Genomic DNA, 15,426 nt, shown 5'->3' with positions numbered 1-15,426 from the left:
GAACAGTTAAAAAAACTAGATTGAGAGAGGACGGGCAACGGGCATGAATTTGGACTTCACGCAAATTGTGCCCTCAATCCCTTATATATTAAAAGGGATATGGGTAACATTACAAATTGTGCTAGCAGCGGCCGCTGTTGGTTTTACATTAGGGATTGTTTTAGCTTTATTTAAGATTGGAAGAGTAAAAGTATTAAGATGGTTTGCTGATGCGTATACCTCTGTATTTCGAGGTACGCCACTCATTTTGCAATTGTTAATTATTTATTATGGAGCGCCTCAAATTGTTGGGTTTGACATTGATGCCTATCCAGCGGCTGTATTAGCGTTTGGGTTAAACTCTGCTGCATACATCTCTGAAATTATTCGTGCAGGGATTTTGGCAGTAGATAAAGGGCAGAGAGAAGCTGCTATGGCTTTAGGAGTTCCTTATAAGAAAATGATGAGACACATTATTTTACCTCAAGGGTTAAAGAATATCTTACCTGCACTAATGAATGAGTTTATCACACTAACGAAAGAGTCAGCTGTTGTTACGGTTATCGGTGTGGCAGATATTATGCGTCGTTCGTATATTGTTGGTGGACAAACATACAAATACTTTGAGCCACTTATATTTGCAGGGTTTATTTATTACATTATGGTGATGGGCTTAACGCTCCTTGGAAAAGCGGTCGAGAGGAGAATGAGAAAAAGTGATTAAAATTGAGAAATTGCATAAATCATTTGGAAAAGTTGAAGTGTTAAAAGGAATCTCGACCACAATTAAAGAGGGAGAGGTTGTGGCGATTGTTGGTCCTTCAGGATCCGGAAAGTCTACATTCTTACGATGCATTAATATGCTTGAAGAACCCACTAGTGGGCAAATCGTTGTAAAAAACCAAGAGATAACAAATCCTAAAACGAACATCATGAAAGTTCGAGAAGATGTTGGAATGGTGTTTCAACACTTTCATCTTTTTCCTCATATGACGGTACTTGAGAATTTAATGTATGCACCTATTACTGTTAAAAAGGTTTCAAAAGCAGAGGCAGAAACAAAAGCACATGAATTATTAAAAAAAGTGGGCCTTGCAGAGAAAGTGGATCAATATCCAAATCGACTATCGGGTGGACAAAAACAACGTGTAGCCATTGCGCGTGCACTGGCGATGTCACCAGAGGTAATGTTGTTTGATGAGCCAACATCAGCTTTAGATCCAGAGATGGTTAAGGAAGTATTAGATGTTATGAAGTCACTTGCGCATACAGGGATGACAATGGCGATTGTGACACATGAAATGGGCTTTGCGAGAGAAGTAGCCGACCGAGTGTTGTTTCTTGACGACGGCTGTTTAGTCGAGGACACAAGTCCAGAAGCATTCTTTACTTCTCCAAAAAGTGAGCGTGCAAAAGCATTTTTACAAAAAGTTTTATAATGAAAAATAAGAGAGTGAGTAAGCCGGTTTCATTGGTTTGCTTGCTTTTTTTTATGGTTTTGTTTACATCTTGAATAGTGTACAGCCTTTACACATGAGATAATAAATATTATTATGTCTATTTATAATAAACATGTATTTGATTATGAATGTAGGGGTTTTGTAAATGATGAAGTTTAAGATTGGTTATCGAACATTAAAGACGGCAATTGGTACGTCCGTTGCTATTATCATTGCTCAATTTTTTGAGTTTAGTTATTTCTCTTCAGCAGGTATTATTACCATCCTTTGCATACAAAACTCCAAAAAGAAATCACTTCAAAGTGCCTCTCAGCGTTTTATTGCTTGTTCACTAGCTATTTTGTTTTCTTTTGTGTTTTTTGAAGGAATTACGTATCACCCAATTGTGATTGGTTTAATGCTTTTGTTTTTTATTCCAACCACGGTTATTACCAAAGCGAAAGAAGGAATTGTAACAAGTTCCGTTATTATTCTTCATATTTACTCTGAAGAAAACATGACATGGAATGTTGTATTCAATGAGTTTGGCTTAATTATTATTGGGATTGGTGTCGCGTTAATTGTGAACCTTTATATGCCTAGTCTCGATGATGAATTAAAGCAATATCAAAAGAAATTAGAGAATAATTTCCGAAGCATTTTAAAAGAAATTGCTGCTTACTTGCGTACAAATGAAACGAATTGGACTGGAAAAGAAATTACAGAAACAGCAAAATTATTAGAGGAAGCCAAGAGTTTAGCCTTTCGAGATGTTGAAAATCATTTTATGCGCTCGGATAATTATTACTATCACTACTTTAAGATTCGAGAAAAACAATTTGAAATTATTGAGCGAGCATTACCACTCGTTACTTCAATTGATCCCCTATTCGATCAGCGCTATATGATTGCGGATTTTCTTGAAGAGTTGAGTTTATCGGTGCATCCAGGGAATACAGCGAAGTTATTTTTAATTAAATTACGACATTTACGAGAAGAGTTTAGAGAAATGCCTCTGCCGCACACAAGAGAAGAGTTTGAAGCACGAGCCGACTTATTGCATTTTGTAAAAGAAATTGAGCAATATTTAGTGATAAAAACCTCTTTAAAATTAGATTAAGTTGTGGTGCATGGTCAATTGCCTTTTTACGAATGATAGAAATAAGAGATAAAAATAGAGAGCATAAACAAATGTTCTCTATTTTTATGACTAGTATCTCATTCATAAGGCGGGTGGACGCATGCAAATCTTTATGATTGTCTTTCTTACAATGATGTCACCAATCTGGCCTTTAGGAGACAATCCCCTCTCAGGAGACCCTTTTGTAGTTGTAAATAAACAAACAAACGAATTGGCGTATATCCAAGATGGAGAAGTTCAGTCTGTTTTGAAAGTGGCAACAGGAAAAACGGATGATTTAACACCAGAAGGAGAATTTACGATTGTAGTCAAAGCTAAAAATCCTTACTACCGACGAGGGAAAATAGAAGGTGGATCACCAGAGAATCCTTTGGGAACAAGGTGGATTGGCTTTGATGCCAGAGAGACGGATGGTCGAATCTATGGAATTCACGGCACCAATCAACCAGATTCAATTGGTAAGTTTATCTCAAATGGATGTATTCGAATGCAAAAAGAGCACGTGGAAGTTCTTTATGAAAAAGTCCCAATTGGAACAAGAGTTTTAATTGTAAATTCTCATTTATCATTCCAAGAAATTGTCAAAGAGAGAGGACTATAATGGGTAAGAGAAAAGGTGAAGGAAGTCACATTGTGATTATTCCTTCACCTTTTTTGTACACATATTGAAAATAAGTTGTTGTGTGAAGCAACAACTTATTTATTGATTATATTACATCCACATTGTTAGTCCTGCTAAAAGGGTTGTTAGCACCATGGTACCAAGCATCATAAAAACAATGATTTTTTGCACTTTTTTATTTGACATAAAAGCCTCCTTCAGCCTTTGTTTATTACATATTTTACACATATTTAGTGATTCGGACAAGTCGAGCATTAAGGAGAATTTTTAAGGGATACATCATGATTTTGAAGGATATTGTCGATTTGTCAAGAAGATATATAGTAGTTCTGTTGAGAAGGCAACAAGGGGGAGAAAAGATGGTAAATAAAGTTGATCACATAGGAGTGGCTGTTCAATCTATTCGTGAAGCACTGCCTTTTTATGAAAAAACATTAGGCCTTTCGTTTATTGGGGAGGAAGTTGTTGAAACGCAGCAAGTGAAAGTAGCTTTTTTACAGGCAGGAGAAACAAAAATTGAATTGTTAGAGCCGTTATCATCAGACAGCCCTATTCAAAAGTTTTTGGATAAAAAAGGAGAAGGTATCCATCACGTAGCTTTTGGTGTTACGAGTATCAAAGAGCGAATTGCTCAACTTAAAACGGAAGGAATTCGTATGATTGATGAACAACCTCGCAAAGGGGCAGCAGGAGCGAATATTGCGTTCATGCACCCTGCTTCTACAAAAGGGGTTTTATATGAGTTGTGTGAAAAGCAAACAAAGGGGGGACTAGCACGTGATTGATATTTATGAAAAGTTAAATGAATTATATGATTATCGTCGCCAAGTCGAATTAGGTGGTGGAGATGATAAAATCAATAAGCAACATGATAAAGGAAAGTTAACAGCTCGAGAGCGGATTGATTTATTGGTAGACTATGATAGCTTTGTAGAGCTAAATCCATTTATCGAGCATCGTTGTAATGACTTTGGCCTAAGTGATAAAAAGGGTCCAGGAGATGGAGTTGTGACTGGGTATGGAAAAGTTCATGGCCGTCCAATCTACTTATTTTCACAAGACTTTACTGTGTTTGGTGGAGCGCTTGGAGAGATGCATGCAAAAAAAATTGCGTATGTCATGGATTTAGCAGCAAAGACTGGCGTGCCATTCATCGGATTAAACGATTCAGGTGGAGCACGTATTCAAGAAGGAGTCATGTCTTTAGATGGATACGGTCAAATCTTTTATCGCAATTCCATCTATTCAGGTGTCATCCCACAAATCTCCGTCATCATGGGGCCTTGTGCAGGTGGGGCGGTTTATTCACCAGCGATTACTGATTTTGTCTTTATGGTTGAAAAAACGAGTCAGATGTTTATTACAGGACCGAAAGTTATTGAAACAGTAACTGGAGAAAAAATTACAGCAGAAGATCTAGGCGGAGCCAAAGTTCATAATGAAATTAGTGGCAATGCACACTTTTCTGCTGAAACAGAAGAAGAAGTATTAGCTGGTGTACGTTTATTATTAAGTTATTTGCCACAAAATAACGAAGAAAAGCCACCTGTACAACCTTGTGATATGGACTCAAACTATCGTCCTGATTTAATTGATGTTGTACCTTTTGATGCCATTCGTCCTTACGATGTAAGAAAAGTAATTGAACAAGTAGTAGATGAGCATTCATTTTTAGAAGTACAAAAAGATTTTGCTAAAAACATTGTTGTAGGATTAGCGCGAATCAATGGTCATGTAGTTGGGTTAGTATGCAATCAACCAAAAGTGATGGCTGGTGGACTAGATATTAATTCATCTGATAAAGCAGCTCGTTTTATTCGTTTCTGTGATTCATTCAACATCCCGCTTATTACATTTGAAGATGTTACTGGATTTTTCCCAGGTGTTAAACAGGAACATGGAGGGATTATTCGACACGGAGCGAAAATTTTGTATGCGTATTCAGAAGCGACTGTTCCAAAGATTACAGTTATCTTACGTAAAGCTTATGGTGGAGCTTACGTGGCATTAAATAGTAAATCAATTGGAGCAGATCTTGTTTATTCGTGGCCAAATGCAGAAATTGCGGTAATGGGCCCTCAAGGGGCAGCTAATATTATTTTTGCTCAAGAAATTAATAATAGTGAAAATCCAGAAGCAACAAGAGCGGAAAAAATTGAAGAGTATCGAGAAAAGTTTGCCAATCCATATGTAGCGGCTAAGCTAGGAATGGTAGACGATGTTATTGATCCTCGTGATACGAGAATTAAAATCATTCAAGCGCTTGATATGTTACAAAATAAAAAGGAAGAGCGTCCACGTAAAAAACATGGTAACATACCATTGTAATGTTAGTTTTTGGAGGGATACATATGGTAAACGAACAGCGTCTAGTTGACTTATTTTTAGAGTTAGTACAAGTAGACTCAGAAACAAAATATGAAACGGAAATTGCAAAATTATTAACAGAAAAGTTTACAGCTCTTGGTGTTGAGGTCGTAGAAGATGATACAACAAGTGTTACAGGTCACGGAGCAGGTAACTTAATTTGTACACTTAAAGGTACAAAAGAAGATGTAGATTCTATTTACTTTACATCTCATATGGATACAGTCGTACCAGGTAAAGGAGTTAAACCTTCCATTCAAGACGGCTACATTTTAACAGATGGGACAACCATTTTAGGTGCAGATGATAAAACAGGGCTAGCAGCAATGCTCGAAGCTATTCAAGTGTTAAAAGAGAATAGCATTGCGCATGGAACGATTCAATTTATTATTACAGTCGGTGAAGAATCAGGTTTAGTAGGAGCAAAAGCGTTAGATCCTGCTCTTGTAACAGCTAAATTTGGTTACGCCCTTGATAGTGATGGTAAAGTTGGAAACATCATTGTAGCAGCACCGACACAAGCAAAAGTGAAAGTTACAATTTTTGGAAAGACAGCTCATGCTGGTGTAGCGCCTGAAAAAGGAGTGTCCGCTATTACGTTAGCAGCAAAAGCAATCTCTAAAATGCCTTTAGGTCGTATCGATAGTGAAACGACAGCAAATATTGGCCGTTTTGAAGGTGGTACACAAACGAACATCGTCTGTGATCGTGTCGACATTTTAGCAGAAGCTCGCTCATTAGTTCCTGAGAAAATGGAAGCACAAGTGCAAAAGATGAAAGAAGCCTTTGAAGGAGCAGCTGCTGAATTTGGTGGGCGTGCAGAAGTAGAGATACATGTGATGTACCCAGGATTCAAGTTTGGTGAAGGAGACCATGTTGTTGAAGTTGCCAAGCAAGCAGTAGAGAAAATTGGTCGTTCACCTCAATTACTAACAAGTGGCGGTGGAAGTGATGCAAACGTCATTGCTGGCTTTGACATCCCAACTGTCAATTTAGCTGTAGGATATGAAGACATTCATACCACGAATGAAAAGATGCCAATTGAAGAGCTTGTAAAAACAACAGAATTAGTCGTTTCAATTATTCAACAGGTAGCAGGAAACGAATAAAAGGAGGAGAAGTGTATAGATGTACACTTCTCTTTTTGTTTTACACAATGAACAATCAATAGTCTGAATCTTTTTACAATATGTATAATGTTTCTTAAAGCTTGTTTAAGTAAAATGAGTGTAATGTATCATTATTTTTAAAGGAGGAGAGATATTTTCAAATAGGGAAAAGGTTGATGTTGATACAAAAAATATGTAAGCGTTTACAATAACTCCGTAAGACTGAATGTAGAGGTTTAGTCTATTACTTCAAATTCATGACAGCATGTCATATACACAATGAAAAGTGTCTCCAATGCGTTAGAGGTTATCACCTCTCTTCTGGTTTCTTAACCGTTTCTATGCACAATTATTTCACATATCCAACTTTTATATCAAAACAGTTTTATTTATGTATAAGGGTTAGAACATACAATTTTATAAAAGTTGGGGTGCTACTCAACATATTTAGGGGGATGGTTTAATGAGTTCATCTGTAAAAAATCAAGCCACATTGCAGGATGTAGTGAAAAATTTCGATGAAGTTCATAAAGGGCTTTCTAATCGAGATGCACTTGAAGAAGCAAATCGATGTTTGTACTGTTATGACGCTCCTTGTATAACTGCCTGTCCAACGAGTATCGATATTCCAAGCTTTATTAAAAAAATTGCTTCTGGCAATCTAAAAGGCTCTGCTAAAACCATTATGACTTCAAATCCTGTTGGAGCAAGTTGTGCGCGAGTTTGTCCAACTGAAGAGTTATGTGAAGGAGCATGTGTATTAAATCATTCTACAAAACCAATTATGATTGGTAATTTACAACGATATGCAACAGATTGGGCTATTAAAAATCAACAAGTTTTATTTGAAAAAGGAAAACCAAATGGTAAAAAAGTAGCCATTGTCGGCGGAGGACCCGCTGGTTTGTCAACTGCTAGAGAATTAGCGCTTCTTGGCTACAGTGTGACAATTTTTGAAGCTGAAAAAGAAGCTGGTGGCCTTAATACTTATGGCATTGTTTCGTTCCGCTTGCCAAAAGAAATCTCTTATTGGGAAGTCGAACAAGTTCGCAGCCTTGATGTTGAAATTAAAACGAATACAAGAGTAGGAAGAGATGTTTCACCGCAAGAGCTGCTAGAGGCCTATGATGCAGTCGTGTTAGCAATCGGAATGGCAAACGTACCGAACATTGGTATTGAAGGAGAAAATCTTGAAGGTGTTTATGATGCAATTGAGTTTGTAAAATCGACAAAAACAGACGAGTTAACGACTGAATTTGTTGGAAAACGCGTTGTGGTAATCGGTGCAGGTAATACAGCCATCGATGGGGCAACTTGTTCGGTTCGTTTAGGCGCAGAAAACGTTAAAATCCTTTATCGTCGAACAGTTGAAGAAATGACGGCTTATGACTTTGAGTATGAATTTGCTAAACAAGACGGAGTGGAATTTAGATGGTTAACAGCACCTAAGCGAATTATTGGTAATGAGAATGGGAAAGTGGTTCAAATTGAGTGTGTCAAAATGCAATTAGGTGAACCAGATGCAGATGGACGCCGTCGTCCTGTGGAAGTGAAAGGGTCTGAATTTGTACTTGAAGTTGATGCAGTCATTAAGGCGATCGGTCAAGAGCGTCATTTGCCATTAATCAATGATTTTAAATTAACTCATGATGGTGGCGTCATAAAAATTAATAAAGAAACCTATCAAACGTCTCATCCAAAAGTATTTTCATGTGGAGATGCAATTTTCGGAAAAGGTCAAGGAGAAGCGATGGTTGTAACAGCTGCACAGCAAGGTAAAGACACGGCTCGTGCAATTCATCAACAACTCACACAAGAAACTGTCAAGACGGTGTAATTATACAAAGGGGGAATTGTATCATGGCTGATTTACGTATCAATCTTGCAGGAATTCAATCACCTAATCCATTTTGGTTAGCATCTGCACCTCCAACCAACTCTGGTTATCAAGTGCAACGAGCATTTGAAGCTGGCTGGGGAGGGGCTGTCTGGAAAACTCTTGGTGATCCAATCTTAAATGTGTCTTCTCGATTTGCAGCGGTTAGCTTTAATGGTCAGCGTGTAGCAGGTTTTAATAACATTGAACTGATTACAGATCGACCGCTTGAAGTGAATTTGAAGGAAATTTATGAAACAAAGAAACGTTTTCCTGACCATGCAATCATTGCATCACTTATGGTAGAACCGAGACAAGAGAAGTGGCATGAAATTGTAAAGAGAGTAGAAGATGTAGGCGTAGATGGCCTAGAATTAAATTTTGGCTGTCCACATGGTATGGCTGAGCGGGGGATGGGGGCTGCCTCTGGCCAAGTACCTGATTTGGTTGAACGCCAAACTTATTGGGCAAAAGAAGTCGCTCAAACACCTGTGATTGTTAAGTTAACACCAAACATTACAGATATTACTGTAACAGCTGAAGCTGCTGTACAAGGTGGAGCCGATGCAGTGAGCATGATTAATACTATTAACAGTTTAGCGGGAGTAGATATTGACTCGTGGAATACGATTCCTCATGTTGGCGGTAAAGGTGCACATGGTGGTTATTGTGGTCCAGCCGTTAAACCAATTGCTTTAAACATGGTAGGAGAATGTGCACGCAATTCAAAAATTAACGTTCCGATTTCCGGTATGGGTGGAGTGTCAAATTGGAAAGATGCTGTTGAGTTCATGTTAATGGGAGCTACAGGTGTTCAAGTCTGTACCGCAGCCATGCACCATGGTTTCCGTATTGTAGAGGATATGATTGATGGATTAAACACGTACCTTGATGACCGAGGCATTCAAAGTGTAAGCGAAATTGTGGGAGGGGCTGTTCCGAAATACTCTGATTGGGGAGATTTAGATCTTAATTATAAAGTAGTGGCACAAATTAATACAGAAACCTGTATTAACTGCAACAAGTGTCATATTGCTTGTGAAGATACATCTCATCAATGTATTGATATGCTAAAAGATTCGAGTGGAAATAGCTACCTAAAAGTCAGAGAGGAAGACTGCGTAGGGTGCAATCTATGTTCAATCGTTTGTCCTGTCGATGACGCAATTTCAATGGTTGAAGTAGCAAGTGAACATCCACCAATGACGTGGAATCAACGTCAAGCTGTGTTAGCAAAAACTTCACAGTGTGAAATCGATGTACTAAAATAGGAGGCTTTCATATGAGAAAAATAATTAAAAATGGTGTGATTGTAACGGCTTCTGACACGTACCGTGGTGATTTATTAATTGAAAATGGAGTCATTAGTTCAATCGGTCAGCAATTTGATGAAACTAATTGCGAAGTCATTGATGCAAAAGGTAATTATATTTTCCCAGGAGGAATTGATCCTCACACGCATTTAGATATGCCATTTGGTGGGACAATCACAAAGGATGATTTTGAAACGGGTACCATTGCGGCTGCATTTGGTGGTACAACAACTGTTATTGATTTTTGTTTAACGAATAAAGGAGAACCTTTAAAAAAGGCTATTCAAACATGGCATGAAAAAGCAAAAGGGAAAGCGTCCATTGACTATAGTTTCCACCTGATGGTTGGAGAGATGACAGAGTCTGTTTTGCAGCAGTTACCAAGTGTAATTAATGAAGAAGGAATTACCTCTTTTAAAGTGTTTATGGCTTATAAAAATGTTCTTCAAGCAGATGATGAAACCTTGTTCCGTACACTTGTAGCTGCTAAAGATTTAGGTGCCCTTGTCATGGTCCATGCTGAAAATGGCGATGTTATTGATTATTTAACGAAGCAAGCATTAGAACAAGGAAACACAGATCCCATTTATCACGCGCTAACTCGTCCTCCTGAGATAGAAGGAGAAGCAACAGGAAGAGCATCGCAATTTACAGGTCTAGCAAACTCTCAATTATACGTTGTTCATGTGTCATGTGCTCAGGCAGTTGAACAGATTGCTAAAGCGAGAAAACAAGGGATTCAAGTGTGGGGCGAAACATGTCCGCAATATCTAGTTTTAGATCAAACTTATTTAGAGAAACCGAATTTTGAAGGAGCGAAGTATGTATGGTCGCCACCGCTTAGAGAAAAGTGGCATCAAGATGAGTTATGGGGTGCATTGCGAAATGGTGATTTGCAAACACTTGGTTCAGATCAATGTTCGTTTGATTTTGCAGGACAAAAAGAACTTGGGCGAGGGGACTTCACAAAAATTCCAAATGGTGGCCCCATTATCGAAGATCGCTTAACCATTCTTTTTTCAGAAGGAGTAAAAAAAGGAAGAATTACCTTAAATCAATTTGTTGATATTACGTCTACACGAATTGCAAAGCTGTTCGGCCTTCATCCTAAAAAAGGAACCATTTCTGTTGGGGCCGATGCAGATATTGTTATTTTTGACCCGAATGTAGAGCGAACCATTTCAGCTAAAACGCATCATATGGCTGTTGATTATAACGCATTCGAAGGAATGAATGTAACAGGGGAGCCAATTTCTGTTTTATGTCGTGGTGAGTTTGTTGTAAAGGATAAAAAATATGTAGGTAAACAAGGCTATGGTCAGTATTTAAAACGAGCAAAATATAATTCTACTCAAGAAAATGAGCGTAACGAGCAAGTAACCATCTAATGGATGAAGTTATATTCAAAGTATTCACCCCTTTTTCATGCATAAATAAATAGAGAACTGTTATGTATACGTTCATACATCATTGGTTTTACCAACTTTATATCAATTTCTAAGATTTAGATGTTGGCTTATCTGTTGATGGAAGAAAGAGTTCAATGAAGAATGTTTATTTAGAATGATAAGGGGTGTGTACAATGAAAAAACAAACAAGTTATTTAAAGTCACCAGATTTATTGCCAATTGCTCACAGTGATAAAAAAATTGGTACATTTGGTTTTGCGCTCATGTGGGTAAGTATGGCCGTTGTATTAGCAGCTTTTGCAATTGGGGGAGCTGGTGTTGGGAGTATATCGCTTGGATGGGTCGTCGTTGCTACAGTTATTGGTTCAGTTGCCATCGGGTTATTTATGACTATTATTGGAGATATAGGCATTGAACATGGTCTTTCGTTTCCTGTTTATATGAGAGCTCCTTTCGGGACGATTGGTACACACATTCCTTCACTAGTACGTGGAATAGCAGCTTCTTGTTGGTTTGGGATTAACACGTATTTTGGATCAACAGCGATGAATGGAATTTTAAATGTTTTGACAGGATTCGATAACTGGCTTCTTTGTTTCTTTCTTTTCGCTATCTTTCAACTTATTAATACAGCACTAGGCATTAAAGCGGTAGAGCGCTTTGCTGACTTAGCCGCTCCTATTATCATCATTATCTCAGCGTGGATGTATACAACACTATCAAATAAAGCATTAGAAGAAGGTAGAGAGGTATGGTCTTGGATTGAGAGTCCCGTTACAGGCGGTGCAGCTGTAACAGCATTTGTCATTGTTATCATGAGTAACATGGGCTTTTGGGCAACATTAGCAGCGGATATGCCATCTATATCTCGTTTTATTAAAGCACCAAAGTATGAGCGGAACTGGTTTAAGCGTAATAAATCATCGTTAGTAGGAAGTGTCATTGCATTACCACTTACACAAACGTTTATGGTAATAATTGGTGGGGTTTCGTATATTGCGGTGAAGAATTATGATCCAGTCGTTGCGTTACAACAAGCGGCAAGTGGACTCATTTTAGGCGTTTTGTTACTTATGATTGTTTTTGCACAATGGTCAACGAATATATCTGCTAACCTAATTCCTGCAGCAACCATCTTTTCGAATGTAGGTGGCCCGAAAGTGCCTTTCTGGGTGGGGGTCTTAATGGCAGGAATTATTGGTACAATCGTTCAGCCATGGAGTCTTTTTGGAATTATCATTCCTGCATTACTTGTCATAGGGGGTATATTATCAGCGATTGTTGGGATTTTATTTGCTGATTATTATTTACTACGCAAACGTCGAGTAAATGTGCAAGATTTATATGAAAGTGAAGGACAGTATAAGTATTTTAATGGAGTTAATGTGGCTGGATTTATTGCTTGGATTACAGGTGGGGTAGCAGCTTATTTCTTAGCAAACTACTCATTCATCGTCGGATTTGTTGTAGGAACTGCTTGCTATTATGTATTAGCAAAGTACTGGTGGTTTAAAAAATATGCACAAGCAGAGATTGACAATCCAGACGACGAACTGTATCTAGGTATTACAGTGGGAAGAGATTGGCTTATCGACGTAGATGAAACGTTAGAAGTGCAAAATAAACCAACGATTACAATGGAATGAGGTGAAAGGATGTCATCCTATCAAGAATTTCTAGCTGAGCGAGAAAAAATAGATTACCTTATCCAAAAAGGTTATAAAATTACAGGAGTAACAGAAAATTTAAGTGGTGCTTTTGTTCAGTTTGAAAAGCAAGATCCAGATCATACTGAGGAGTGTACCTTACAAATTCTAACAGCTGATGCGCGTAAGTATTTTTCATCAGTTATGATTCATCAACAGTGAATGGAAGTTATTGATATTATTAAGTACGGTGAAAATATCACCGCATCGAATTAACTATAATCAGTAGCTGTTTTTATATCATGTCTGTTCTTGAAACGGGCTCTATAAAAGGCGTTTGCCTTTATAGGGGCCGTTTTTAATTTCTTTTGTAACATAGACGTTACAATTAGGTTACAAGCCCCAAAAAAGGTTTCGCATCTTCGTATTTTGTAGTAAATAATAGTTAGGAAGGGATGTGCCATTTGTGGTAAATAGAAGTGAAATGATGACACAAGAAGAAATGAGATTAATTGATAAATTGAAAATGGAGATGCTAAATGCCGTCTCTTTACAAGATTTGCAGTTCTATAAGAAAGAAATAATAAAAATTAAAGAGCAAGCAGCAAAGAGACATATGTTTTTAAATAAATTAACGACCAGAGCACAACAGTTGTAATCATTTTTGAAGGTGATTACAACTTTTTTTTATGGAAATCACTTTATTTTCTGAAAATTTACGATAATATATAGTACATAGACGTATAACATCTTAAAAAGGTGGTGCCTGATTGAAGTCATATTTAACAGTTGAAGAAATATTGAATAGAAAACATTTTACTTGTAGTGAAGTAGTCGCAGGAGAAAAAGGACTCAATAATATGGTGAAATGGGTACATATTATGGAAGTAACCAATATCAAGAAGCTATTAAAAGGAAATGAACTTATTTTATCTACAGGGGTAGGATGGCAAGAAAATAAAGATGTTTTTCTTTCCTTTCTTCATCAACTTATTGAATGTGGTGCGTCTGGGTTATGTATCGAAATTGGGATATACACCTCTGAGATTCCTCAACAAGTCATCGACTTTGCAAATGAATTTGATTTTCCGATTATTCTTTTCCACGAAGAAGTGCCATTCGTTGAGATTACACAAGATATTCATTCTTTACTCATTAATCAACATTATCAAATGATATCAGACTTAGAGAACTACTCTCAACAGCTAAACAAGTTATTACTAGTCATTAATCATCCTCATGAAATTTTAACTTTCTTTCAGAAATATACAAACTTACAAGTTGTACTTCGTTTAAATGAATTAGTTACATTCATGCCACAAGTTTCGCCAATAAAAGAAAAGACAATCATAAACGTTATAAACGAGGCGCAAATTAACAAAGAGCGCTCTCATATTGGTATTCAGACCATTCAAGTATTAAACCAAGATTATGGAGAACTCTATCTTCTTTGCCATGAACGCAATTTAACTGAATTGGAGTTACTAGCGCTAGATCGAACAGCGACTGCTTTAGCTCAACACTTTCTAAGAGATCTATATGTAGAAGAGAAGCGAAGAATAGAAGAAACAGAGTGGATGACCAAGTGGTTAGCGGGTGAACTATCATATGAAGCACTTATGCGCCACTTAGAAGAAGGACTTTCTGATGTGAAAATTGATGGTGGTGTTGTTGCTGTATGTCGATGGAGTTCCACCCGTACCCACGGTTCGTTCGATTTAACATATTTTAAGCTGTTTATACGCAACTTGTTTGAACAAGAAGGGTTTCACCTTTTTATCATTGAGAAAAATAACTATATGGTGTTAATACTTTTAAATAAGAGATCCTATAAAACTTGGAAAAAAAGAGCTTCAGAAGGTATTTTAAGGTTAATGAATACCGACTATCAAAAAAAGAAAAACTTCCCTATTCAATTAATAGGAATAGGACCTTACTATCGGAACTTAAGTGATATGTATAAAAGTTATGAAAAGGGAATTGAAACAATCAAAATACAAGAAAAATTAAATCCTAATACAACCACTCACTTTTATGATGACCTTCACATGTTTCGAATTGTTTCTCTTGTTCAACAACATCAAGATCTTCGAGAAGTGGTCATGGAATATTTAGAACCAGTCATCGATTATGATAAGAAATATAACGCAAAGTTGATGGAGACGTTAAAGACATATCTAGCCTGTCAAGGTTCGAAACAAGAAACAGCAAAGAAATTATATATTGTTCGTCAAACGCTCTATCACCGTATTGAAAAATTGGAAAAATTACTAGGTTCAGACTTTATGCAACCTGAAAAGCGTATGGCAATTGAATTTACGTTAAAGACATATGAATATTTATTTAACGTAAGCTCATCAACTAAAAAATCATATCAATTATAAAAAATAAGGGGATAAATGAAGAGTTCTTCGGGACATTCATTTATCCCCTTATGCATTATGTGGAATAAATGACAATGCTTCTTTTACATTATGTCTAATGAAACAATCCCAAAGATGATAGATAATGAGATACAAAGAATC

15 protein-coding genes are annotated in these 15,426 nt (G+C 37.1%); 14 read left to right on the top strand and 1 reads right to left on the bottom strand.

Features of this window, described 5'->3' with window-relative positions:
• The first annotated feature begins 43 nt into the window (after nucleotides 1–43).
• The 4 genes from DIS06_RS00275 (at nucleotide 44) to DIS06_RS00260 (ending at nucleotide 3,160) form a co-directional block, all read left to right on the top strand.
• Nucleotides 44–703 (top strand): amino acid ABC transporter permease, encoded by a 660-nt coding sequence (locus tag DIS06_RS00275; RefSeq protein WP_110111252.1) that lies wholly within the window; start codon nucleotides 44–46, stop codon nucleotides 701–703.
• Complete coding sequence (locus DIS06_RS00270) at nucleotides 696–1,418, top strand: amino acid ABC transporter ATP-binding protein (protein WP_110111251.1); 723 nt, start codon at nucleotides 696–698, stop codon at nucleotides 1,416–1,418. The genes DIS06_RS00275 and DIS06_RS00270 overlap by 8 nt, the downstream gene beginning before the upstream one ends.
• Nucleotides 1,419–1,587: 169 nt before the next feature.
• Nucleotides 1,588–2,538: an aromatic acid exporter family protein gene (locus DIS06_RS00265; RefSeq protein WP_110111552.1), complete on the top strand. Its 951-nt coding sequence runs from the start codon at nucleotides 1,588–1,590 to the stop codon at nucleotides 2,536–2,538.
• 121 nt (nucleotides 2,539–2,659) lie between these two features.
• A complete protein-coding gene (locus DIS06_RS00260; RefSeq protein WP_110111250.1) occupies nucleotides 2,660–3,160 on the top strand; it encodes a L,D-transpeptidase in 501 nt (166 codons plus the stop codon).
• Between the two features lie 111 nt (nucleotides 3,161–3,271).
• Here the strand turns inward: DIS06_RS00260 and prli42 are convergent, their stop codons facing one another.
• Nucleotides 3,272–3,367 carry a stressosome-associated protein Prli42 gene (gene prli42, locus DIS06_RS19990; RefSeq protein WP_162595821.1) on the bottom strand — a complete coding sequence of 32 codons (96 nt, stop codon included), beginning with the start codon at nucleotides 3,365–3,367 and terminating at the stop codon, nucleotides 3,272–3,274.
• A 173-nt stretch (nucleotides 3,368–3,540) separates the two neighbouring features.
• On the opposite strand from prli42, the gene mce reads away from it, so the two are divergent.
• From mce to DIS06_RS00210, 10 genes are all read left to right on the top strand, one after another.
• The gene (gene mce, locus DIS06_RS00255) at nucleotides 3,541–3,966 is read left to right on the top strand and encodes a methylmalonyl-CoA epimerase (RefSeq protein ID WP_110111249.1); all 426 of its coding nucleotides are present in this window, start codon (nucleotides 3,541–3,543) and stop codon (nucleotides 3,964–3,966) included.
• Nucleotides 3,959–5,509 (top strand): acyl-CoA carboxylase subunit beta, encoded by a 1,551-nt coding sequence (locus DIS06_RS00250; RefSeq protein WP_110111248.1) that lies wholly within the window; start codon nucleotides 3,959–3,961, stop codon nucleotides 5,507–5,509. The genes mce and DIS06_RS00250 overlap by 8 nt, the downstream gene beginning before the upstream one ends.
• 23 nt (nucleotides 5,510–5,532) lie before the next feature.
• Nucleotides 5,533–6,657 carry a tripeptidase T gene (locus tag DIS06_RS00245; RefSeq protein WP_110111247.1) on the top strand — a complete coding sequence of 375 codons (1,125 nt, stop codon included), beginning with the start codon at nucleotides 5,533–5,535 and terminating at the stop codon, nucleotides 6,655–6,657.
• 463 nt (nucleotides 6,658–7,120) lie between these two features.
• Nucleotides 7,121–8,494: an NAD(P)-dependent oxidoreductase gene (locus DIS06_RS00240; protein WP_110111246.1), complete on the top strand. Its 1,374-nt coding sequence runs from the start codon at nucleotides 7,121–7,123 to the stop codon at nucleotides 8,492–8,494.
• 23 nt (nucleotides 8,495–8,517) lie between these two features.
• Nucleotides 8,518–9,804 carry an NAD-dependent dihydropyrimidine dehydrogenase subunit PreA gene (gene preA / locus DIS06_RS00235; protein ID WP_110111245.1) on the top strand — a complete coding sequence of 429 codons (1,287 nt, stop codon included), beginning with the start codon at nucleotides 8,518–8,520 and terminating at the stop codon, nucleotides 9,802–9,804.
• A gap of 11 nt (nucleotides 9,805–9,815) precedes the next feature.
• On the top strand, nucleotides 9,816–11,234 hold the full coding sequence (gene hydA, locus DIS06_RS00230) for a dihydropyrimidinase (RefSeq protein ID WP_110111244.1): 1,419 nt from the start codon (nucleotides 9,816–9,818) through the stop codon (nucleotides 11,232–11,234).
• Between the two features lie 194 nt (nucleotides 11,235–11,428).
• Nucleotides 11,429–12,901, top strand: a complete 1,473-nt coding sequence (locus DIS06_RS00225) for an NCS1 family transporter (protein WP_110111243.1) — start codon at nucleotides 11,429–11,431, stop codon at nucleotides 12,899–12,901.
• Between the two features lie 9 nt (nucleotides 12,902–12,910).
• Complete coding sequence (locus tag DIS06_RS00220; RefSeq protein ID WP_110111242.1) at nucleotides 12,911–13,123, top strand: hypothetical protein; 213 nt, start codon at nucleotides 12,911–12,913, stop codon at nucleotides 13,121–13,123.
• A gap of 244 nt (nucleotides 13,124–13,367) precedes the next feature.
• On the top strand, nucleotides 13,368–13,559 hold the full coding sequence (locus DIS06_RS00215) for a hypothetical protein (RefSeq protein ID WP_162595819.1): 192 nt from the start codon (nucleotides 13,368–13,370) through the stop codon (nucleotides 13,557–13,559).
• Nucleotides 13,560–13,671: 112 nt separating this feature from the next.
• Nucleotides 13,672–15,285, top strand: coding sequence for a PucR family transcriptional regulator (locus tag DIS06_RS00210; RefSeq protein ID WP_110111240.1), 1,614 nt, complete (start codon nucleotides 13,672–13,674; stop codon nucleotides 15,283–15,285).
• Nucleotides 15,286–15,426: the final 141 nt, after the last annotated feature.

The organism is Bacillus sp. CGMCC 1.16541 (genome assembly GCF_003184905.1).
Lineage (GTDB): Bacteria > Bacillota > Bacilli > Bacillales > Bacillaceae_H > Priestia.
Note: the sequence above shows the minus strand (reverse complement) of the source record. Positions and strands in the feature narration are given on the sequence as shown.